The following is a 20021-nucleotide window of genomic DNA, read 5'->3' on the forward strand; positions in this document are numbered from 1 at the left end:
GATTTCGGCCCCCTCCCGTGCGCGCCCGGGTACGGTGCGGGGATGTCGATCGATGCCGCGCCGACCTGCCCGCAGTGCGGGGCCGTGTTGCGGGCCGGTTCCATGGCGCTCTGCCACCGCGCGGAGGACGACCGCCGCGTGTGCCGTATGGCCTGGGGGTGCTCCGGCGGGCACGTGTGGTGGAAGTGGGCGGACCGCCCCGCCGCGCCGCTGGAACCCTGCCCCTACCCCGACCTGGGACCGGACTGAGTTCCGGCGTCGCCGCGACGGGTTGCGCGGCCGGCTAGTCGGAGGTGACCCCCCAGTAGCCGATCGCGACGGGCACGCCGTCGCGGAAGAGCACCGTGCAGTTCCCCTGGCCCCGGGCGGGGAACGCCAGGCGGCCGGAACCGAGGGCCGCCGCCCACTCCTCGTGGGTGGGCCGGCCGCCGGGGGCCCAGGTCCGCACCTCGGCGTCGGTCAACGGCCGGAGGAACGGGCCGTCGTGCGGATCCGTGGCCTCGAGCACGAGGGGGAAGTCCAGCACCGTGCGGGTGCCTCCGGTCAGGACGCGGTCGATCCACTCCGGCTCGCGCCACAGCTCCGCGACGGACCGCCCCGCGAAGCCGCGGTCGTCCCTCGCCAGTTCCTCGTCCTGGGCCTGCCGGAAGGCCGCCGCCAGGTCGGGCCGGTACGGACCCGTGTGGGTCCAACCCTCGCCACCCATCCCTCGCCACCCGTCCCTCGCCGCCCGCTTCTCGCCGCCCGCCTCTCGCCCGCCGCCCCTCTCGTTCGCGGCCCTGTGCCGGAGCCTGCGGGGCCTTCACCTCACCGCCGCTGCGCCGTCTCCCAGTCGTGGTGCGCGATGACGACGCGGTCCCAGAGGGCGGCCCGCGCGGGGGCGTCGACGTCGGTCAGGTCCAGATGGAAGACGCCGGTCAGGACGTCGTACCAGTCGTCGGCGGAGTCGATGGTCCGCTCCTCCGTGCCCCCGGCGTCGACCCTGCGCAGCACGCGGCCGCGCAGGACGTCCGCGCCCTTGGCGTCGCGGAGGTAGGCGGCGAGCACCCGGACGAAGCCGGACTCGGCGGACGTCGACAGCCGGACGTGCTCGGCGGCGAAGGAGGACAGTTCCACCGGGCCGGGCGCGAAGTCCATCGCCGTGAACGCGCCGCGGGGGTCGTGGGTGAAGCGCCAGCCGCCGGGCTCGGCCGTCGACCGTGCCATGCCGTAGGTGAACGGGCCCTGGGTGTAGGTGCCTTCGCGCAGCGGGAGCGGCTCGTGGATCGCACCCGCGAGCCCGGTGTCGACCAGCCACCGCTCGCCGTCGAGGGGCACGGTGAGCGCGAGGTGGTCGCCGGAGGCGCCCGCGGGGGCCTCCGGGGTGCCCTGCACGCCGGCCCGGTGCAGGGTGACGTCGTAGCCGAGGGCGGTCAGCAGGGCGGCGAAGGCCCCGTTGAGGTGGAAGCAGTAACCGCCCCGCCCGCGCAGGATCCGGGCCACGGACTCGGCGGCGCCGATGCCCGTCGGCCGTCCCAGGTGGATGTCGAGGGTCTCGTAGGGGACCCGCTCCGCCTGCGCCCGGTGCAGTGCCCGCAGCGCCTCCAGGGTCGGGGCCGCCGGCCGCGCGACCCCCAGCACGGCCAGATATCCGTCGACGTCGATCATGCTCCCCCTCCGCACCGCCGTTCGAAATTGTTCGAACGGATGATCAGCATAGTGGCCGGGACCGACCGTCCACGTCGTCCATGGGTGAATGCGGCGCGCCCGTGAACGCCGGTTGTGCTTGCCTGGAGTGCACTCCAAGTCTCTAGCGTGGAGGTCATGACGGTGACCGAGGCAGCCGCGGCGACCGAAGTGGACGACTGCGCGTCCGGGACGGCGGTCCGGCCGCGGCCGGACGGGCAGGACAACTACACCATCGGCGAGGTCGTGGCGCTGACGGGCCTGAGCGCCCACACGCTGCGGTGGTACGAGCGGATCGGGCTGATGTCCCGGGTGGACCGCTCGCACAACGGGCAGCGCCGGTACGACAACGACGATCTCCGCTGGCTGGAGTTCGTCGGCAGGCTGCGGCTGACCGGGATGCCGGTGGCCGACATGGTGCGGTACGCGGAGCTGCTGCGCGAGGGCGACCACACGTTCGCCGCCCGGCAGGAGCTGCTGGTCCGGCACCGGGAGGACGTGCGGCGGCACATCGCCGATCTCCAGGCGACGCTCGCGGTCCTCGACTTCAAGATCGAACTCTACGGAGGTGCGGCGCGGTGACGATCGACAGGACACCCCTCGACACGGTACGGCTCGGCGGCGCGGACGGCCCGGAGATCGGCGTGCAGGGGCTCGGGTGCATGGGCATGAGCTTCGCCTACGGGCCGACCGACGCCGACGAGGCGCGGGCCACCCTGGAGCGGGCGCTGGAGCTGGGCGTGACGCTGTACGACACGGCCGACATGTACGGGCTGGGGGAGAACGAGAAGTTCATCGCGCCGTTCGTCGCCTCGCACCGCGACGAGATCACCGTGGCGACGAAGTTCGCGATCCAGCTGGACCCGCAACGGCCGGAGTTGCGCGCGATCCGCAACGACCGGCCGTACATCCGCCAGGCCGTCGAGGGCAGTCTGCGGCGGCTCGGCGTCGAGGTGATCGACCTCTACTACATGCACCGGCGTGACCCCGCCGTCCCCATCGAGGAGACGGTCGGCGCGATGGCGGAGCTGGTGGAGGAGGGCAAGGTCAAGCAGCTCGGGCTGAGCGAGGTGACCGGTCCCGAGCTGCGGGCGGCGCACGCGGTGCACCCGATCGCGGCGCTGCAGTCGGAGTGGTCGGTGTTCAGCCGTGACGTGGAGCGGACGGCGGTGCCGACGGCGGCGGAGCTGGGGGTGACGTTCGTGCCGTACTCGCCGCTGGGCCGGGGCTTCCTCACCGGCGCGGTCACGTCGGCGGGTGAACTGTCGGCCGACGACTTCCGGCGTTCGCTCCCCCGCTTCACCGAGAGGAACGCGGCGCTGAACGCGGAACTGCTGGCGCCGATGCGGCAGATCGCCGAGGAGCGCTCGCTCGCGCTGGGGCAGGTGGCGCTGGCCTGGGTGCACACGCAGGCCGAGGTGCACGGGGTCGCGGTCGTACCGATCCCCGGCACCCGCAGGCCCGAGCGGGTGGAGGAGAACACGGCGGCCGCGGCGGTCCGGCTCACGGCGGAGGAGCTGAAGCAGCTGGAACCGCTCGCGGAGCGGGTCTCGGGCGAACGCTACCCGGACATGAGCGGGTCGTCGGCGGGACGCGAGTGACCGAAGCGGGCCCGGGGTCCTCCCCGGGCCCGCGGGGCGGGTGAGCGGGCCCCGGCACGGCGCCCCGTGAGACGGCCGCGCGATCACCCGCGCGGCCGTCACGGGCCGATGGCCCCGCGAGCCGATGGCCCCGCGCGGCCGTCGCGGGGCCATCGGCTCGCGGAGCGCCCGTGCGTCACCCGGCGCCGCCCTCGTCCGCGGCGCCTCACCGGCCGGCCGCGCCCCCGACCGGCACCTGATCCGACACGGCGCGCCCGCCGTCCTGCTGCCGCAGGCAGACCTCGACGTGGCCGCCGACGATGCGGGTGTCGAAGGCGGGCTGCGGGGCGGTCGCGGGGCCGCGGACGTTCCAGCCGTCGGAGAGGCGGAAGACACTGCCGTGCCAGGGGCACTCGACGCAGCCGTCGGCGACGGTGCCCTCGGAGAGCGGGCCCGCGAGGTGGCTGCACCGGTCGGCCAGCGCGTGCACCGTGCCGCCCGTCTCCCGGACCACCAGCACCGGGACGTCGTCCACCATGCGCCGCACCGGCCGGCCGACGGGGAAGTCGGCCACCGGGCCGACGCGGTGCCAGCCCTCGGTGACGAGGTGCGGGACCTCTTCCGCGTGGTTGGCGCCGGAGGCCTGGTGGTAGGCCAGGTGGCCGCCCAGCATGCCGCCGAGACCGACGGCCGTCAGGCCGAGGAAGCCGAGTACGCGGCCCGCCGTGGCGCCGTCCTCCTTGACGCGGCTGGCGAAGGAGGCGGCGTACAGGCCGACGGCCACGACGTTGGCCACGGCGTGGACCAGGCCGACGCGCTGCTGCTGGCGGTGCAGGTCCGCCCAGTCCACGGCGCCGGACAGGGCGGAGGGGGCGGCCGCGGCCAGGCCCACGCCGATCAGCAGGCGCGCCTCACGGGAACGGCCGGGGCACATGTCGAGCACCGCGGCGGAGAGCCAGGTGCCGACCGGGATCTGCACCAGCGCCGGGTGCAGCGGGTGGCCGATCGACCTGCCGTGCAGGACGTCCCGGCCGCTTCCGAGCGGCAGGGCGCGGACCCGCTCGCGGATGGTCTCGATCAGGGCGTCCGCCGCCGGCTCACGCTCCAGACGGTCCAGCAGCCTCAGGGTTCGGTTCTGCCGCAGTCGGCGGCGACGGGGGGTCGTGGTCATGGCCGCCGGGTCCCCGCCGGGACCCGCGGCAAACGAGCCGGGTGCCATCGGCCGCCCGTACCCCGCGAAGGTCCCGCGGACGCCCGGGTCCTACCGCGCGGCCTCGATCAGCGCGGCGAACGAGTCCAGCACGCGCAGCAGCCCGAAGGTGTAGGCGTGGTCCGGGTCGAGGGCGCTGCCGTGCGTCTCGCCCGCGGCCGTGCCGACACGTGAGGCGAGGGGGTAGGCGGCGGGGTCGAGGACCCGGGCGAGCAGGGGGGCGTTGGCCTCCCACCACTCCTGGTCGTCCATGCCGGCGTCGCCCCGGGCGGCGCGCGCGTCGGCGGCGGTGCGGGCGTTCGCCTGGACGAAGGTGAGGAGGTGGGTCAGGCAGTCGTCCATGGTGACGTCGTCGAGCCCAAGCCCGTCGAAGGCCGAGAGCTCGTGCTCGTACTTGGCCATCTGCCCCGGTCCGAGCGGCGGCCGGACGGTGGAGACGGTGGCGGCCCAGGGGTGGCGGGCGAAGAGCGCGCGGTTGTCGTCGGCGACCGCGGTGGCCCTGTCCCGCCAGGGACGTCCGGCGGTGCCGGTGCGCGGCATCCGGGCGTAGGCGGCGTCCAGCATCAGGTCGAGCAGCTCGGCCTTGCCGGGGACGTAGGTGTAGAGGGTCATCGGAACCACACCGAGGTCACCGGCGACCCGGCGCATGGTGAGCGCCTCCAGACCCTCGGCGTCGGCGATGCGGGTCGCCATGTCCAGCACGGCGTCGACGCTCAGGGCCCGGCGAGGACCCCGGCGGGTGGTGGCGGGCGCTTCGGCCCCCGGGTCCCGGAGGGCGTCGCGCCACAGCAGGCGCAGGGTGCTGGCGGGGTCCCCCGCACTGGTTCGTTCGGTCGGCACGTCCTCATCATCCCCGGCGAAATCCCTGTACGCCGTATAATGTACGTCGTATAGAGTTGTTCGGCAGGCCCGACCAGGCCAACCAGGCGGGCGGGCGGGCAGCCCTCCGGCCGCACCGCTCACCGCCCACCGCTCACCGCTTCCACCCAGGAGGTCCCATGAAGATCACCGCATGCGCCGTCTCCCTGAACGTCGAGGACGTTCCCGCCTCCAGCGCCTTCCTCAGGGACCACTTCGGCTTCCAGGAGGCGATGGCCGCCGACGGCTTCGCCTCACTCACCCGTGACGACGTCGGCGTGAACGTGGTGTTCCTGCGCCGCGGCCTGGAGACGCTGCCGGCGGACCAGCGCGACGACCACGCGCAGGGCCTGATCCTCGCCTTCGAGGTGGACGACCTGGAGGGGGAACTGGCCCGCCTGGAGGGCGAGGGCGTGACCGTCACGATGCCGCTGACCGTGGAGGAGTGGGGCGAGCGCGCCTTCCAGGTCCGCGACCCGAACGGCGTGATCGTGCAGCTGGTCGACTGGAAGGGCGGCGCGCCGGCCTGAACCCTTCCCCGGGCCGCTTCACACCTCCGGGAAGCGGCCCGGCGGTGAGGTGACCCATAGGGCCCAGATCACTTACTACGCCGGCTAGTAAGGATGGTTGAGGGCCGGGACCCGCCTCACCGGAGGCCACGGGGCGTTCCTCGCTGCCTTCACCTGCGCACTTCCGTTTCATACCGATTTGGCGCGTTGCGCACGATTGCACACGATTCAGGACCCCTTACGAAGAAGCTTCGTAGATCACACCTTTGTCACCCGGCCGGAGAACCGGTTACCAATGAACCCGTCGCCGGGCACCGTCCTGGTTCACCGGTGGCAGTCCCGATCTCCGAGCCAAAGGGTTCCGCATGTTCCAGCGCGTCACGCTTCGCACCACCGGTACCTCCGCCCTCCGCACCCGCGCCGCGGTCATCGCGGCCGGCCTCGGAGCTTCGGTGGTCCTGGGGGCCGGAGTCGCGACGGCGGCCGGCGCTCCCGAGGGGGCCGCCACTCAGGCGGTCACCGAGGCCAAGACGGCCGCGAAGCCGAGCTGGGTCGACCCGGTCCAGCACTACAAGCTGTCCGCGAGCTTCGCCCAGAACGGCGGCATGTGGGCGTCCAAGCACTCCGGCCAGGACTTCGCCGTGCCGACCGGCACCAAGGTCTTCGCCGCCCACGAGGGCACCGTCGTCAAGGCCGGCAGCTGGGGCGCCGGTGACGGCCCCGCCTACGGCAACGCCGTCGTGATCAAGCACGGCAACGGCACCTACTCGCAGTACGCCCACCTCTCCAAGGTCCAGGTGAGCGTCGGCGAGAAGGTGAACACCGGCGAGCAGATCGCCCTGTCCGGCAACACCGGCAACTCCAGCGGTCCGCACCTGCACTTCGAGATCCGCACCACCGCCAACTACGGCTCGGCGATCGACCCGGCCCAGTTCCTCGCCTCCAAGGGCGTCAAGATCTGAGCACGGCAGGTGAACGAGGCCCCCCGGCAGCACGCCGGGGGGCCTCTTCCGCGTTCAGCCGTCCGGCGGAACCCGCCGCTCGTCGTCACGGTCGCATCTCACAGGGCAGGAGGGCCTGCCGGACGGCCCCGGCAGGCGCATACTGGCCTCAATGACAAAGTCAGCAGCACCTAAGCGCCATCTGCCGACCAGCCCCTTCAAGGCCCCGGTCGCGCCGCCCCTCAAACACTTCGCCGTGGGTGACCGGGTCACCCACGACCTGTACGGCCTCGGCCGGGTGATCGGCATCGAGGACGGGATCGCCGCCCTCGTGGACTTCGGCCCGTCGCAGGTGCGGGTCCTGAGCCCGTACGCCAAGATGAGCAAGCTCTAGAGCTCCACGAGCGTCACCCCCACCCTCACCGCCGCTGTGCCCGGCCCATGGCACCCGGGCCCGCGGCTGTGCGGGCCCGTCGACGAACGGGAGATCCCCCATCGAACTGTCCTCGCTGTTCTCCGCCCCCGACGGGGCGTCCCAGCAGCGCGCCGCCGTGTCCTCGCCCCCTCCGGCGACCCAGCCGTTCCAGGCCCCGGACTTCGGGGAGGACGACGACTTCTGGCCCGACGACGCGCAGCCCTTCGCCCCGGAGACCGGGACGGCCTCGCGGGGCTGACGGTCAGGCGGCCGCCCTCGCCGCGAGGCCGAGGAACGCCGTCCAGACGGCGGGGGCGAGGGTGAGCGCGGGGCGGGCGGTGTCCTTGGAGTCCCGCACGTACACCGCGGCGCGACCGAGGGCGACCTCGACGCACTCCCCGCCCTCGTTGCCGCTGTAACTGCTCCTGCGCCAGGACGGTTCGGCTGCCGTACCGTCGGTCATCGGGCCCCCATGATGTGCTCGATCAGCGTCAGCGACTCAGACGGCGTCAGCGCCTGGGCCCTGATCGTGCCGTAACGTGCCGCCAGGATACGGATTTCCTCGGGCTCCGTGAGCAGGCTGCCCCGGCTGTGGTTCTCCACGTAGGCCACCTGCGGTCCGCCCTTCGGCGTCAGAAGGACGAAGGAACCGCCCATGCCCGCGTGCTCGTAGCGCTCGGTGGGCATCACCTGCAGGGACACGTTGCGGAGCCGGGCCAGCTCGAGAAGCGTCCGCAGCTGCTCCTTGTGCACCACCGGTCCGCCCAGCGGGCGGCGGAGGGCACCTTCCTCGACGACGGCGGTGACCATCGGCGGCGGCCAGTGACGCAGGATCTCCTGCCGTGCGAGGCGTGAGGCCACACGTCGCTCGATGGTCTCCTGGTCGAGCAGGGGTGTGCGCATCTCGTAGAGCGCGCGAGCCCGGCCCTCCGTCTGGAGCAGCCCGGGCACATCGTTGTTGTTGTAGAAGTCGATGGCGACCGCACTCGCCTCCAGCCGGGCGTAGTCGCGGAACCAGGCCGGGTGACGGACCCGGGACTTCGCCATCGCCCGCTCCACCTCGTCGGCGATCGCCCGCAGCAGCCCTCCCCCGCCGAGCAGTTCGTCGGCGGCGGCCAGGAACTCCCTCCGCGGGGTACGGCGTCCGCGTTCCAGGGAGGAGATCAGGTCCTCGCTGTAGCCGAGCCGGTCGCCGAGGTCGCGCTGGGTCAAGCCGGCCCGCTCCCGCAGAAGCTTGACCTGTCTGCCGACCGCACGGAACAGCTCCTCGTACGGCTCGGGTTCCTCCGCCTCGCACGCCATCGGCGCCACCGCCTTCCGCCCGACGAGCCGTACACATCACGTGCCGCATCCGCACGGGCCTGCCTGTACCGGCCGTCCTGCTCGCCAGAGTAGGCCGCGGCGGACACGCTGAGTCACATGGTTCACGCAACTCACACCGGCACACGGTGGGCACAACTGTTCAGCGGCACGCCTCGCGGGGCCCGCCTCGCACGGCTCCTGGCCGTCCGCCGGCTGGAGTTGTGGGGCGCGCCGCCGACGTCGGAAGCGAGCGGGACGGTGGCCCTGGTGGTCGCGGAACTCGCGGCCAATGCCGTCACGCACGGTTGCCTGCCGGGGAGGGGCTTCCGGCTGAGTCTCGAACTGCCGGACACCAGGTCGCTGTTCGTGGCGGTCGACGATCCGAGGGGTGAACGCGCCCCGGCGCCGCGGGGCCGCGGCGGTGAGGGCTCGGGGAACGGACTGCTGCTGGTCGGGACGCTCACCGTCGCCTGGGGGTGGCGGCCCCGGCCGCCGTCCGGCAAGACCGTGTGGGCGGTCTGCCGGCTGGAGTGACCACCCGCCGGACGGTGCGCCGATATTCGGCCACGGGTGTTGGCGACTCGCTCTAGTGTTCTTCCAGTTCGAGGGCCCGGAAGGGCGGACAGGGGAGGAACCGGGTGAGTCAGAGCTTCCGCGTGGACCTGCGCGGGATCGTCGATCTGCTGAGCCACCACCTGTACACCAGCCCGCAGGTGTACGCGCGGGAGCTGTTGCAGAACGCGGTGGACGCCATCACCGCGGCGCACGGGGCGGACGCCGGTCCACGCGGCGTGGGCCGCATCGCGCTGGAGTCGGCGGACGGCACGGGGGACGGTTCGCTGACCGTCACGGACAACGGTGTCGGACTGTCCGAGACCCAGGTGCACGAGCTGCTGGCGACCATCGGCCGCAGTTCCAAGCGTGACGAACTCGGCTTCGCCCGGCACGAGTTCCTCGGCCAGTTCGGCATCGGGCTGCTCTCCTGCTTCATGGTGTCGGACGCCATCGAGGTCACCACCCGCCGTGCGGGCGAACCCACCGTGCTCTGGCACGGCAGGTCCGACGGCAGCTACACGGTGCGTACCGCCCGGCCGGGCGAGGAGCGCGCGGAGACCGGCACCACGGTCACGCTGCGGCCCCGGCGGGGCAGCGAGCACCTGCTGACCCGGGCCTCGGTGACCGAGCTGGCGACCCGCTTCGGCGGACGGCTGCCGCACGCGGTCACCGTGGACGGCGTGGAGATCACCGGCGGACCGGCCCCCTGGGACCGCCCGGCCGACGAGACGCCGGCCCTGCGGCGGGCCCGGCTGGAGGCGTACTGCGAGGAGGTGTTCGGGTTCGCGCCGTTCGACGTGGTGGACCTGGAGACCGCCGAGGCGGGACTGCGCGGTGTGGCGTTCGTGCTGCCGATGCCGGCCAACCCGTCGGTGCCCGCCGCGCACCGGGTCTACCTGAAGCAGATGCTCCTCTCCGAGCGGGCCGAACGACTGCTGCCGGAGTGGGCGTTCTTCGTGCGGTGTGTCGTCGACACGGCCGAGCTGCGGCCCACCGCCAGCCGGGAGGCGCTGTACGAGGACGCGCTGCTGGAGTCCACCCGCGACGCGCTGGGGGCCGCGCTGCGTGCCTGGCTGGTGCGGCTCAGCCGCCAGGACCCCGCGCGGCTGCGGGACTTCCTGCGCGTGCACCACCTGGGCGTGAAGGCGCTGGCGCTGCACGACGACGACATGCTGCGGCTGGTCGCCGACTTCTGGCCGATGGAGACCAACGTCGGCCCGCACACCCTGAGCGAGTTCCGCGAGCGCTACGGCCTGGTCCGCTGGACACCGCTGGTGGACGAGTTCCGCCAGCTCGCCCCGGTGGCCGCCGCGCAGGGGCTGGCCGTGGTCAACGCCGGTTACGTCTACGACGCGCAGATCCTGGAACGGCTCGCCGCGGTGGAGCCGGACCTGGAGACGGAGGTGCTGCGGGCCGCGGACCTCACCACTCACCTGGAGCGGCTGGAGGTCGAGGAGGAGCGGGCGCTGGCCCCGGCCCTGGCGGCGGCCGAGCGGGTGCTGGGCGGGCTCGGCTGCGACCTGCTGGTGCGGTCGTTCCAGCCGGCCGGGCTGCCCGCCCTGTACCTGCTGGACGACGACACGGCGTTCCAGATGGACCTGCGCGAGACCAAGGAACAGGTCGACGACGTGTGGGCGTCGATCCTGGGCAGCCTGGAGGCGGACGGCGAGCCCCGGCCACGGCTGGTGCTCAACCACCGCAACGCGCTGGCCCGGCAGGTGCTGACGCTCGCCGACCCGGAGCTGCGGGCCACCTGCCTGGAGGGGCTGTACGTCCAGGCCCTGCTGCTGGGCCACCATCCGCTGCGCCCGGCGGACACCGCCGCGCTCAACCAGTCGTTCCTCGGCCTGATCGGCCGCGCCGTGTCCGCGTCCGCCACGTCCCCGGGAGACGACCGATGAGCCGCACCGAGCAGGAGGTCAGGCAGCTCTACGCCGAGGCGAACCGGATGCCCGCCGGGCCGGCGAAGTTCGCCGCGCTGGAGCAGGTGGTGCGCCACGCGGACGCCCTCGGGCTGGTGGAGTTCGCCTTCCAGGTCCGGATGGATGCCACCTCCGTCTTCCACAACAACGGCGCCGCGCAGAAGGCGATGGTGGCCTTCTCCTGGTGCCTGGCGGCCTACGACCGCGAACCGGACCGCTTCGGCGCGTACGCCGAGCGCGGCCTGCTGTGGAACCTGAAGTGGATGATCTACAACGTCCACCAGTTCCCCGAGATCCCGCTGCGGCGGGCCGGGGACCTGCTGGAGGACATGGAACGGCGTTACCGGCGCGGCGGCCACAGCCTGCACGCCGTGCTGCAGCACCGGGGGCTGATCGCCGAGAGCGTCGGCGAGCTGGATCGGGCCCAGGAGTACTACGAGCAGATGGCCCGGACCCCGCGCGACCGTCTCTCCGACTGCGCGGGCTGCGTGCCCAGCAGCCAGACCCGCACCCTGGTCGCGCTGGGCCGCGACGAGGAGGCGATCGAGGTCGGCGAGCCGGCCCGCACCTCCTGGTGCTCCGACCAGCCGCAGTGGATCAACTCGGAGCTGCTGCTGCCGTACCTGCGGACCGGGCAGCCGCACAAGGCGCTGGAGGCACACCGCACCGCCTACCGGCGGATCCGGGAGAAGCCGTACCACCTGGCCGAACTCGCGCTGCACCTGATGTTCTGCGTGCACACCGGCAACCCGGAGCGTGGCCTCGACCTGGTCGAACGGCACCTGCACTGGCTGGACGCCCCGCGCACGCCGCTCGCCGACGCCGACTTCTGCGCGGCCGCGGTGGCGGTGCTGCGCACCCTGGACGAGCAGGGCGAGGGCGACCGCCCGGTGCGCCCCCGGGCCGGATCGGCGCGCGAGCGCAGCGCCGTCACCGTGGCGTCGCTCGCCGCGGAACTGCGGGAGCGGGCACTGCGTCTGGGCGAGCGGTTCGACACCCGCAACGGCAACGGCTACCAGGGCGAGCGGCTGCGGCGGCGGATGGCGGCGGGCCCGCTCGGCGAACCGCTGCCGCTGCACGTCTTCCACCCGGGCGCGCACTCCGCCGCGGATCCTCAGGCACGGCGGATCCGGGAGCTGGTGGAGAACGTCGCCGCCCTGACCGCCGCCGGTGAGGCCGACGCCGCGGCCCTGGCCCGGCTGGAGGCGGCGGAGGCGCTGCTCGGCGCCGACCGAACCGGGGAGGCCGCGGAGGCCGCGGAGGAAGCCGCCCGGGAGGTCGAGCGCCTCGGCCTGAGCGGGCACCGGACGCGCGCCGCCTGGCTGCTGGTCCGCGCGCACCGGGCGGACGGCGACCGGTCACGGGCCGCCGACGCGCTGCGCGGCCTGCTGGAGGGCGCCGCCCCGGACCCCGGGTTCGAGGGCCTGCCGTCCCGGCCCGAACTGGAGGAGGACCTGGCCCGCCTGCTGCGGGGCAGCGCCGAGCGGCACCGCTGGTACCTGTCGGCCTCCCGCGGTCACGCCGCCGCCGGCCACACCGACGGGCGGTTGCGGACGCTGGCCATGGCCCTGCGCAGCGCGGCCGGCGCCGAGGCGCTGGCCGTTGCCGCCGCGGAGGTCGAGGCGGCCGTGGCCGAGCCCGGGGTCGGGGCCCTCCGCGGGGCACGCCTGCGCCTCGTCCTCGCCAGGGTGCTGCGCGACGCGGGCCGCCCCGAGGAGGCCGTGGTCCACCTGGAGACGGTCCGCGGGCAACTCTCCGGCTCCGGCCCGGAGGCGCGGGGGACACTCGCCGACGCGCTCACCGCCCTGGGCGTGGTGCGGTTGCGGCTCGGCGAGCACGGGGCCGCGGAGGAGGCCGCCCGCGCGGCCCTCGCCCTCGACGGGGACGACGACTGGACGGCGGCCGTCACCCTGGTGCTCGCCCTCCGCGCGCGCGGGGCCGCCGAGGAGGCCCGCGCGGTGATGGACGCCCACGACCTCGACGACGAGGACGTCGACGCGGAGAACCTGGACGACGACTGAGGCGGGGAGGGCGAGGCGGCGTGGCCAAGCGGCGTTATGTGGCCCGGGGGGTGCCCGGCGGCTACCGGATCTGGGACAACCGGGGGAAGCGGTACTGGGGTGACCTGTACGAGCTGTGCCCGGACGACCTGTAGGGCGGCTGCGACCGTCCGTGATGCGGGCCGGTGCCGTCCGGGCCCGGCCCCGCTGCCACCATCGTGGGGACGGCGCGCGGGGATCCCGCCCGCGCGCCTGGCCACGAGACGGAGGACCGGCGCATGCCGCACGTGATCATCAAGCACTTCCCCAAGGACCTCGACGAGGAGACCCGGGCGCGACTGGCGGCCCGGGTCTCGGAGGCGGTGCAGGAGGCGTTCGGGGTGCGGGCGGGGGCCGTGTCCATCGGGCTGGAGCCGGTGGAGCGCGAGGACTGGGACGCCGAGGTGTACCGGCCGGAGATCACGGGGCGTGAGGACCGGCTGGTCCAGTTCCCGGACTACTGACCGGCGGACCACCGGCCGGCGCGCCCGACGCCCGCCGCCCGCCGCCCGCTCAGCGGTAGAAGGTGATCCGCGGGTGCGCCTCGGGGTCGAGCCAGGCGACGATCTTCTCGACCGTGTCGCCGTCGACCATCAGGTCGGTGTCGTCCGGCTCGCCGTATCCATGGACCAGGGTGTCCTCCTCCTCGTCGGTGTCCACGACGAAACCGTAGGAGACGTTCGACGGGCGGAGGTCGAGGCCCCGGAAGGTTCCCCCGGTGACGCGCTCGTAGGGGAAGCGCGTTCCCTCGGGGGCCTTCCGGTCGCCGAAGGCCGTGGTGACGGGGTAGGTGCCCTCGGGGACGCCGATGCCGTCCTCCGCGAGACCGGCGGAGAACTCGTCCTTCCACGTACCGGTGGCGGGGTCCTTGGTCCAGGCGATGACTTCCGGGAAGTACTGCTGGTTCAGGTAGACGGTGACCACCTGGGTCGCGTCGCCCGGCTCCGCAGCGTCCGGGAACTCCGCGTCGTAGAGGTCGGTGGGGTCCGAGCCGGAGGAGCCGGAGGAACCGGACTGGTCGCCGGAGCCCGAGCCGTGGCCGCCGTCGTCGTCATCGTCGTCGTAGTCGTGGTAGCCGCCGTAGCCGGACGAACCGCCGCTGGAGCAGGAGGACGAGCCCCCGCCGTGCGAGCCGCCGGAGCCGCCCTTGCGGCCTCCGGAGACGGCGCAGCTGTCACCGCAGGCGGCGGTGAGCAGCATTGTGGAGGACAGCGCGCAGACCACCAGGACCGCGCGCAACCGCAGCGGGCGCCGGCGGGCCTGCGGGGCGGCGGGCCCGGGCACGGGCTCGGCCGGCGGACGTTGTTCCGGGGACACGGTGGGACCCTTCAGGCGGGACGGTGACTGCGGTGCGCCAGGGACCCTAGCGGAGCACGGCGGGGTCCGGGGCGGGATTGGGCGGGTCAGTCCTGCGGGTCGCGTTCCTCGCTCGGCAGGAACCCCTCGACGACGCGGCGGTCGCGGCGGACCTGGTACGCCGTGGAGACGGCGATCAGCAGGAGGGCGGGAGCGACGGGGATCAGGTAGGGGGCCATCAGGGGGTCTCCTTCCGGTCACGGTCGTACGCGCGGGCGTGGTCGTGCGCGGTGTCCCGGTGGGGTCCGTGCGCGGGGTCACGGTCGCGGTGCGTCCTGGTGAGAGCGGTCTCGATCGCGGCGACGCGGTCGGCGAGCAGGCCGAGGGCGGCGACCGCCCGGGTGACGGGGTCGGACTCCGGTCCGCCGAGGGCGCGGGCGCGGGAGTACGCGGCCCTGATCTCCCGGAGGCGGTCGGCCTGTTCTGCGGTCAGCCTGCCACGCAGCTCCGACAGCCGGAGCAGGTTGGCCTCGGCTCCGGTGGTGAGCGTCTGCGCCTCGGCGCGGTAGTGGTCGTCGATCACGGTCTCCACCTCGGCGTCCGACATGACGGGCTGGAGGCGCTGGGCGATGCGGTTCATGTTGCGGTACGAGCCCTGGAGCTGGAACGGCGGCTCGGTGCGGGTCTCGGCGGAGCGGGCGGCGGAGGCGATGTACTCGGCGTTGACCGCGAGGACCACCTCGCGGGCGGTGAGCAGGTGGCGCAGCACCGCGACCGCGCGGTCGAGTTCGGCGGGCGCCAGGGGGCGGGTGAGGCGGTCGGCGCGGGCGGTGGGGTCGCCGGAGGCGAGGCGGAGCAGGAGGGCGAGGTCGGCGCGGTCGCGGGAGGCGAGCGGGGCGAGGACCGGGTTGGCGGTGAGGGCGTTCTCCACGAAGCTCAGGGCGAAGGCGTCCTCCTTGCCGGTCAGGACGTCGCCGAGGTTCCACACGTCGGCGCGGTTGGCGAGCATGTCGGGGATGCGGAAGAGGCCGCCCGACTCCGTGTAGGGGTTGCCGGTCATGCAGACGGCGAACCGCTTGCCGCGCAGGTCGAAGGTGCGGGGCTCGCCGTCCCGCACGCCCTCCACCCGCCGGGTGGCGTCGCAGAGGGGGATGAACTTCTGCAGGAACTCCGGCGAGGTGTGCTGGACGTCGTCGAGGTGGAGCAGCGTGTTGTTGCCGGCCGCCAGCGCGAAGTTGATCTTCTCGATCTCGCGGCGGGCGGCCGCGTCGGGCGCATCGGCGGGGTCCAGCGAGGTGACCGCGTGCCCGAGGGCAGGGCCGCTGACCTTGACCAGGAGGAGGCCGAGGCGGTCGGCGACGTACTCCATCAGCGTCGTCTTGCCGTACCCGGGAGGCGAGATGAGCAGCAACAGGCCGCCGGTTCCGCCGAGTTGCTTGTGCAGGCTGTCGCCGACGAGGGGGAGGTAGACCTCGTCGACCAGGCGGTTGCGGACGAAGGCGTCCATGACGCGGGGGCGGAACTCGTCCAGCCGCAGGCGGGCGCGCTCGTCGGCGACCAGCGCGGTGCGGCGGCGCTGGGCGGCCCGGAAGGCGGGGACCTCGTGGGCGGCGAACCGGGTGGTGCGGGCGAGGAACTCGTCGAGGCGGAGGGTGAGGCTGCCGTCGGTGACGCGGGGGTGGGCGGCCAGCAGGCCGTCGATGGTGGTGGTCAGGACGGCCTCGGCGACGTGGTGGGTGAGCCGGTCGCGGGTCAGCTCGACGGCGACGGCCTCGGCCAGGTCGCCGGGGGTGAGGGCGGCGCCCTGGGCGGCGGCGTAGGCGGCGATCCAGGTCTCGGCGAGCTGGTGGCGGGCGGCCGGGCCGGTGAGGGCGGCCAGGTCGTCGGCGTAGCCGGTGCCGGCGGTGGCGTGGCGGAAGCCCTCCAGCAGGGCGTGGACGCCTGCGGCGAGCGTGAACCCGTCGGGTCCGGTGGTGAGTTCGTCGAGGAGGTAGGCGGCCACGGCCTCGGGGGCGGCGGCCTCCCGCACGCCGGTGAGGACCGGCCGGGCGCCGATCGCCTCGGCGAGTTCCGTGCGCAGGGCGTCCAGGACGCCGGGCGCGCCGAACGTGGCGCCGGCGCGGGCGAGGGAGCGGGCCCGGCGGGTCCAGGTCCCCCGCTCCTCCTCCCCGGCGGCGTGGGCCCAGAAGAGCTGGGCGTCGGCGCGCGCCGACGGCTCGTGGCGCAGCAGGCCCGCCTTCTCGTGGAGCGGGAGCAGCGCGGCGAGGATCAGCGCGGCGTCGTGGTCGTGGACGCCGCGCTCGTAGCCGTCCTCGTAGTCGCGGCGGGCGATCTCACGGACCGGCCCGGTGAGGTCCTGGTGCGCGGCGAGGGCGGCGGGGCCGTGGGCGGCGAGGACCCGGGCGGCGAGGTGTTCGGCGCGGCCGACCCGGGGTGACTCGGAGGCGAGCTGCCGGTCGGCGAGGAGCAGGGCGTCGGCCTGGTCCGGTGCGGTGGCGGCGAGCGGCGCCCGGTAGTCGGTGCCGGTGACGGTGAAGGCCAGGCCGTCGCCGTGGGGCACCAGGGTGAGCTGCGGGGGCTGGGTGGTGACGGCGAAGCGGTGGGCGCCCAGGCGCAGGGTGCGGCCGCCGTCGGTGTAGAGGTCGGTGCGGTCGCGCAGGGCGCGGGCGGCCTCCTGGCGGGCGGTCTCCAGGCGGCCGTCGAGCTCCCCGGCCCGGACGGTCTCCTCCAGGGCGCGCAGTTCCTCCGCGGTGCGGCGGACCTTGGCGACCATCGGGTCGGAGGCGAAGTAGGCGGCCACGGCGTCGGCGTCCGCCAGCTCGGCCGCCCGGCGCGAGACGGTGCCGAGGACCCGCTCGGCGGAGGCGGTGAGCTGCTCGGCGCGGCGGGCGCGGGCGTCGGCGAGGGCCTGGCGGCGGGCGGTGAACGCCTCGTGGAGCTCGGCGCGCTTGTCGTCGAGCCGGGCGAGGAAGTCGTCGTGCCCGGCGAACCGCGACTCCAGGTCCTCCAGTCGCGCCAGCACACGGGCGAGCTGGTCCTCGCAGTCCTGGGGGGTGTCCACGGCGGACAGGGCGCCGCCGGCCGTCTGGCCCAGCAGCGCGAACTCGGCGGCGAACTCGGCGCGGCCTTCCTGGTCGAGCAGGGTGCGGCGGCGGGCGGCGAGGACGGCGCGGGCGCGGTTGACGCCGCCGAGCGCCTCCGCGACCCGTTCCAGCACGGTGGTGCGCACGGTGGCGTCGGCGATCTCCAGCCCGGTGACGACCTCGGTGACGGTGGTCAGGCCGGCGGACAGTTCGTCCAGGCGGGCGGTGACCGGGGCCGCCGCGGCGGCGGTGGCGATACGGCCGGCCTCCGCGACCAGCTCTTCGACCGCCTCGTGGTGGGCGGTGAAGGCGTCGTCGCGGGCGAGGAAGGAGACGGCGCGGCGGCCGAAGCTCTCCAGGTTCTCGGTGAGGTCGGCGGCGGCCGCGTCGACGCGGCCGGTGTCGGCGTACCGGAGGTCGCGCAGGCCGAGCAGCCGGCCGAGGCGGGAGCGCAGCCCGGTGAGGCCCTCGACCCAGGCGAGCGCGGTGCGTGGGGTCTCGCCGCGCAGCCGCCGGACGAGGGAGGCGGCCCGGGCCTCGGCCTCGGCGACCTCCTCCTCGGCGCGGGCGGTCAGCAGGCGGACCGTCTCGTACTCGGCCAGGACCTGTTCGGCGGCCTCCCGGACCTGTTCCAGGGGTTCGGCCGGGGCGCCCAGCTCCGGCTCGGTGAGCCAGTGGTGGGCATCGGCGGCGCGCCGGCAGGCCGCGGCCAGGGCGCGGTAGGCGTCCGGGGTGGGCGCGTCGGCGGTCTCGGTGACGGTGCGGGCGACGGCGAGGCAGGCGGAGACGCCGCGGACCAGGTCGGCGTTGCCGATCCGCAGCAGGGGGTCGGCGGCGTCGGCGGGTGCGGCCGCAGCGGCCGCGTGGGTGTCGGAGACGAACGGGGAGCGCCAGACCGCGACGGGGTGGACGCGGGCCGCCTCGTCGCCGTCGGCGCGCAGCACCAGCAGGGCGCCGTCGTCGAAGAGCGCCCAGCCCCGGCAGAGGACCGGCGTGGCGATCTCCTGGCGGATCAGGTTGTAGGGCAGCAGCAGGCCGGCGCCGGTCGCCGCGGAGTGGAAGGCGTAGAGGACGTCCTCGCCGTTGGGTGAGCGCACCTCGCGCTCGAACTCCATCCGCGGGAGGTCGAGTTGGAACGCGCGGTGGCCGGTGCCCGCGAGGAAGCAGCCGCCGGGGAAGACGATGCCCTGGTCGTTGGGGAGCCGTCGGCAGGCCTGGCCGACGGCGTCCAGCCGGACCACGGTCCGGGTGAGGGTGTCGTACACCAGGCAGCGGACGGTGTCCTCGTTGTAGGGGCGGACGCGCAGCAGCACCAGGTGGCCGACGCGGGCGTGTGCGATCTCCGCGTCGGCCAGCGACTGGAGGGGGTCCTGGAGCGGCTCGGAGTGGATGCCGTCGGGGGTGGTGGTGTCGTTCTCCGTCTTGACGGTGAGGACGCCGCCGAGGGTGCTGACGTGGAGGCCGTCCTGGACGCGGACGTGGGGGTGGCGGCCGGGGACGTGGTCCTCGCGGATCGCGGTGGTCCAGGCGAAGTCGTGGGCGGGCGGCAGGACGTGGTCGCGGTCGCCGCGGGCGTCGAGGAAGGCGGCGCCGGCGGCCCGGCCGGCGGTCTGCGGGAGGGACCAGCGCAGGACGCGGATGTCGTCGGGGTGTTCGGCGGATCCGGCGGCGGGGCCGGAGCCGGAGCCCGCTCCGCCGCGGCCGCCGGTGCGGAAGACGGCGAGGAGCTTGTCGTCGACCCTGCGGAGCCGGACCAGGCGGGCGTCGCGGTAGTAGCGGTGCAGCGCGGCGAACTCCCGCCGGAACGCGGCGTCGTCGAGCAGGCCGGGGACCGTGTCCTCGGGCAGCGGGCTCAGGTCGTCGCGGGCGTGGAGGGTGAACACGTCGGCGACGGTGGCGTGTTCGCCCGGCGGCGGGGTGGTGTTGCGGGCCGCCAGCAGGACGCCGTCGGCCACCGGCAGGAGGTCGCACAGGACGGCGGGGCGGTCGGTGTGCAGGCGCGCGGTGCGGGTGAGTTCGAGGCGGGTGTCGCCGAAGGCGGCGGTGCGGGCGGCGTTGAGCGCCTCCGCGCGCGCCGCGAGCTCCGCGGCGCGGCCGGCGAGGCGGGTGCGGAGGATGTCGTACGCGGCGGCGTCCACGGCCGCGGGGGCGGCCACCGGGGTCGGGGCGGCGCCGGACGGCGCGGGAGCGGGGGCGGCGCCGGACGGCGCGGGGGCGGTGGTCTCGGTCATGGCGTGCCTCCGGGGTGGACGGGTCCAGCGGTGGAGCGGGGCGGGCGGTACCGTCCCGCGGGCGGTCGGGGCGGGCCCTGCCGTGCCGCGGGGCGGTCGGACCGTGCCGCGCGGACGCGGCCCCCGCCGTCCGCCCGCGGGACGGTGGGGTCCGCGCCTTCCGTCCGCGGGCGGGGCGTGCGGCCGGCGAGGTGGACGCGGACCTGCCGTCCACGCCCGGTGCCCGGCGGCGCGAAGCCGGTCCCCGGGTAGCGGAGCCCCGCCCCGGCTCCCCGCGAGGCGGACCACCCCGCGAGGCCCCGCCCCGGTACGCCCGGAGCGGTGGCCCCGTGCGTACCGGGGCGGGTGCACGGTGCGCGGTGCGCGGTGCGCGGTGCGCGGTGCGCGGTGCGCGCGGGACGATGCCCCAGGACTC

General features: G+C 74.7%; 20 protein-coding genes. 11 read left to right on the forward strand and 9 right to left on the reverse strand.

The features are described from left to right. Window positions 1–42: 42 nt before the first annotated feature. Window positions 43–249, forward strand: coding sequence for a dehydrogenase (locus GBN72_RS09515; protein WP_151771273.1), 207 nt, complete (start codon window positions 43–45; stop codon window positions 247–249). 34 nt (window positions 250–283) lie between these two features. Here GBN72_RS09515 and GBN72_RS09520 read toward each other — a convergent pair whose 3' ends face one another. Further along, the gene (locus tag GBN72_RS09520; protein WP_151771274.1) at window positions 284–706 is read right to left on the reverse strand and encodes a hypothetical protein; all 423 of its coding nucleotides are present in this window, start codon (window positions 704–706) and stop codon (window positions 284–286) included. 101 nt (window positions 707–807) lie between these two features. Continuing rightward, complete coding sequence (locus tag GBN72_RS09525; RefSeq protein WP_151771275.1) at window positions 808–1647, reverse strand: arylamine N-acetyltransferase family protein; 840 nt, start codon at window positions 1645–1647, stop codon at window positions 808–810. Window positions 1648–1803: 156 nt separating this feature from the next. Here GBN72_RS09525 and GBN72_RS09530 point away from each other — a divergent pair, with 156 nt between their 5' ends. Both GBN72_RS09530 and GBN72_RS09535 read left to right on the forward strand, forming a co-directional pair. After that, a complete protein-coding gene (locus GBN72_RS09530) occupies window positions 1804–2247 on the forward strand; it encodes a MerR family transcriptional regulator (RefSeq protein WP_151771276.1) in 444 nt (147 codons plus the stop codon). Next, window positions 2244–3266 (forward strand): aldo/keto reductase, encoded by a 1023-nt coding sequence (locus tag GBN72_RS09535; protein ID WP_246212389.1) that lies wholly within the window; start codon window positions 2244–2246, stop codon window positions 3264–3266. Before GBN72_RS09530 ends, GBN72_RS09535 begins: the two co-directional genes overlap by 4 nt. Window positions 3267–3471: 205 nt before the next feature. Here GBN72_RS09535 and GBN72_RS09540 read toward each other — a convergent pair whose 3' ends face one another. After that, window positions 3472–4416 carry a Rieske (2Fe-2S) protein gene (locus GBN72_RS09540; protein ID WP_174887100.1) on the reverse strand — a complete coding sequence of 315 codons (945 nt, stop codon included), beginning with the start codon at window positions 4414–4416 and terminating at the stop codon, window positions 3472–3474. 90 nt (window positions 4417–4506) lie between these two features. Continuing rightward, window positions 4507–5295 carry a TetR/AcrR family transcriptional regulator gene (locus tag GBN72_RS09545; protein WP_151771277.1) on the reverse strand — a complete coding sequence of 263 codons (789 nt, stop codon included), beginning with the start codon at window positions 5293–5295 and terminating at the stop codon, window positions 4507–4509. Window positions 5296–5453: 158 nt separating this feature from the next. Between GBN72_RS09545 and GBN72_RS09550 the strand changes: the two genes are divergently transcribed. The 4 genes from GBN72_RS09550 to GBN72_RS35860 all read left to right on the forward strand — a co-directional run bounded on the left by GBN72_RS09550 (window position 5454) and on the right by GBN72_RS35860 (window position 7437). Then, window positions 5454–5843: a VOC family protein gene (locus tag GBN72_RS09550; protein WP_151771278.1), complete on the forward strand. Its 390-nt coding sequence runs from the start codon at window positions 5454–5456 to the stop codon at window positions 5841–5843. 344 nt (window positions 5844–6187) lie between these two features. Continuing rightward, a complete protein-coding gene (locus GBN72_RS09555; protein ID WP_151771279.1) occupies window positions 6188–6784 on the forward strand; it encodes a M23 family metallopeptidase in 597 nt (198 codons plus the stop codon). Window positions 6785–6935: 151 nt separating this feature from the next. After that, on the forward strand, window positions 6936–7157 hold the full coding sequence (locus GBN72_RS09560; protein WP_151771280.1) for a hypothetical protein: 222 nt from the start codon (window positions 6936–6938) through the stop codon (window positions 7155–7157). Window positions 7158–7314: 157 nt separating this feature from the next. Then, window positions 7315–7437, forward strand: coding sequence for a hypothetical protein (locus GBN72_RS35860; RefSeq protein WP_281371553.1), 123 nt, complete (start codon window positions 7315–7317; stop codon window positions 7435–7437). Between the two features lie 3 nt (window positions 7438–7440). On the opposite strand, the gene GBN72_RS09570 is transcribed toward GBN72_RS35860, so the two are convergent. Further along, window positions 7441–7641 carry a DUF397 domain-containing protein gene (locus tag GBN72_RS09570; RefSeq protein ID WP_151771282.1) on the reverse strand — a complete coding sequence of 67 codons (201 nt, stop codon included), beginning with the start codon at window positions 7639–7641 and terminating at the stop codon, window positions 7441–7443. Beyond that, window positions 7638–8480, reverse strand: coding sequence for a helix-turn-helix domain-containing protein (locus GBN72_RS09575; RefSeq protein WP_151771283.1), 843 nt, complete (start codon window positions 8478–8480; stop codon window positions 7638–7640). Before GBN72_RS09575 ends, GBN72_RS09570 begins: the two co-directional genes overlap by 4 nt. A 117-nt stretch (window positions 8481–8597) precedes the next feature. On the opposite strand from GBN72_RS09575, the gene GBN72_RS09580 reads away from it, so the two are divergent. The 4 genes from GBN72_RS09580 (at window position 8598) to GBN72_RS09595 (ending at window position 13460) form a co-directional block, all read left to right on the forward strand. After that, complete coding sequence (locus GBN72_RS09580) at window positions 8598–9014, forward strand: ATP-binding protein (protein ID WP_151771284.1); 417 nt, start codon at window positions 8598–8600, stop codon at window positions 9012–9014. Between the two features lie 104 nt (window positions 9015–9118). Next, window positions 9119–10936, forward strand: coding sequence for an HSP90 family protein (locus tag GBN72_RS09585; RefSeq protein WP_151771285.1), 1818 nt, complete (start codon window positions 9119–9121; stop codon window positions 10934–10936). Further along, a complete protein-coding gene (locus GBN72_RS09590) occupies window positions 10933–12978 on the forward strand; it encodes a hypothetical protein (RefSeq protein WP_151771286.1) in 2046 nt (681 codons plus the stop codon). Before GBN72_RS09585 ends, GBN72_RS09590 begins: the two co-directional genes overlap by 4 nt. A 257-nt stretch (window positions 12979–13235) precedes the next feature. Next, the gene (locus GBN72_RS09595; protein WP_151771287.1) at window positions 13236–13460 is read left to right on the forward strand and encodes a tautomerase family protein; all 225 of its coding nucleotides are present in this window, start codon (window positions 13236–13238) and stop codon (window positions 13458–13460) included. A gap of 49 nt (window positions 13461–13509) precedes the next feature. On the opposite strand, the gene GBN72_RS09600 is transcribed toward GBN72_RS09595, so the two are convergent. The 3 genes from GBN72_RS09600 to GBN72_RS09605 form a co-directional block, all read right to left on the reverse strand. Beyond that, entirely contained in the window at window positions 13510–14313 is an 804-nt protein-coding gene (locus GBN72_RS09600; RefSeq protein WP_151771288.1) for a hypothetical protein, read from the reverse strand. A gap of 86 nt (window positions 14314–14399) precedes the next feature. After that, window positions 14400–14531 carry a hypothetical protein gene (locus GBN72_RS35865; protein ID WP_257231185.1) on the reverse strand — a complete coding sequence of 44 codons (132 nt, stop codon included), beginning with the start codon at window positions 14529–14531 and terminating at the stop codon, window positions 14400–14402. Next, entirely contained in the window at window positions 14531–19606 is a 5076-nt protein-coding gene (locus GBN72_RS09605; protein WP_151771289.1) for a DNA repair ATPase, read from the reverse strand. The genes GBN72_RS35865 and GBN72_RS09605 overlap by 1 nt, the downstream gene beginning before the upstream one ends. Between the last annotated feature and the right edge of the window lie 415 nt (window positions 19607–20021).

Origin of the sequence: Streptomyces abyssomicinicus, from assembly GCF_008974245.1 — a bacterium.
Taxonomy (GTDB): Bacteria; Actinomycetota; Actinomycetes; order Streptomycetales; family Streptomycetaceae; genus Streptomyces; species Streptomyces abyssomicinicus.

Coding starts and splice junctions, on each gene's coding strand:
- GBN72_RS09595 (WP_151771287.1), top strand. CDS start 13,236: ATGCCGCACGTGATCATCAAGCACTTCCCCAAGGACCTCGACGAGGAG.
- GBN72_RS09605 (WP_151771289.1), bottom strand. CDS start 19,606: ATGACCGAGACCACCGCCCCCGCGCCGTCCGGCGCCGCCCCCGCTCCC.
- GBN72_RS35865 (WP_257231185.1), bottom strand. CDS start 14,531: ATGGCCCCCTACCTGATCCCCGTCGCTCCCGCCCTCCTGCTGATCGCC.
- GBN72_RS09515 (WP_151771273.1), top strand. CDS start 43: ATGTCGATCGATGCCGCGCCGACCTGCCCGCAGTGCGGGGCCGTGTTG.
- GBN72_RS09560 (WP_151771280.1), top strand. CDS start 6,936: ATGACAAAGTCAGCAGCACCTAAGCGCCATCTGCCGACCAGCCCCTTC.
- GBN72_RS09550 (WP_151771278.1), top strand. CDS start 5,454: ATGAAGATCACCGCATGCGCCGTCTCCCTGAACGTCGAGGACGTTCCC.
- GBN72_RS09525 (WP_151771275.1), bottom strand. CDS start 1,647: ATGATCGACGTCGACGGATATCTGGCCGTGCTGGGGGTCGCGCGGCCG.
- GBN72_RS09555 (WP_151771279.1), top strand. CDS start 6,188: ATGTTCCAGCGCGTCACGCTTCGCACCACCGGTACCTCCGCCCTCCGC.
- GBN72_RS09520 (WP_151771274.1), bottom strand. CDS start 706: ATGGGTGGCGAGGGTTGGACCCACACGGGTCCGTACCGGCCCGACCTG.
- GBN72_RS09590 (WP_151771286.1), top strand. CDS start 10,933: ATGAGCCGCACCGAGCAGGAGGTCAGGCAGCTCTACGCCGAGGCGAAC.
- GBN72_RS09530 (WP_151771276.1), top strand. CDS start 1,804: ATGACGGTGACCGAGGCAGCCGCGGCGACCGAAGTGGACGACTGCGCG.
- GBN72_RS09570 (WP_151771282.1), bottom strand. CDS start 7,641: ATGACCGACGGTACGGCAGCCGAACCGTCCTGGCGCAGGAGCAGTTAC.
- GBN72_RS09580 (WP_151771284.1), top strand. CDS start 8,598: ATGGTTCACGCAACTCACACCGGCACACGGTGGGCACAACTGTTCAGC.
- GBN72_RS09540 (WP_174887100.1), bottom strand. CDS start 4,416: ATGACCACGACCCCCCGTCGCCGCCGACTGCGGCAGAACCGAACCCTG.
- GBN72_RS09575 (WP_151771283.1), bottom strand. CDS start 8,480: ATGGCGTGCGAGGCGGAGGAACCCGAGCCGTACGAGGAGCTGTTCCGT.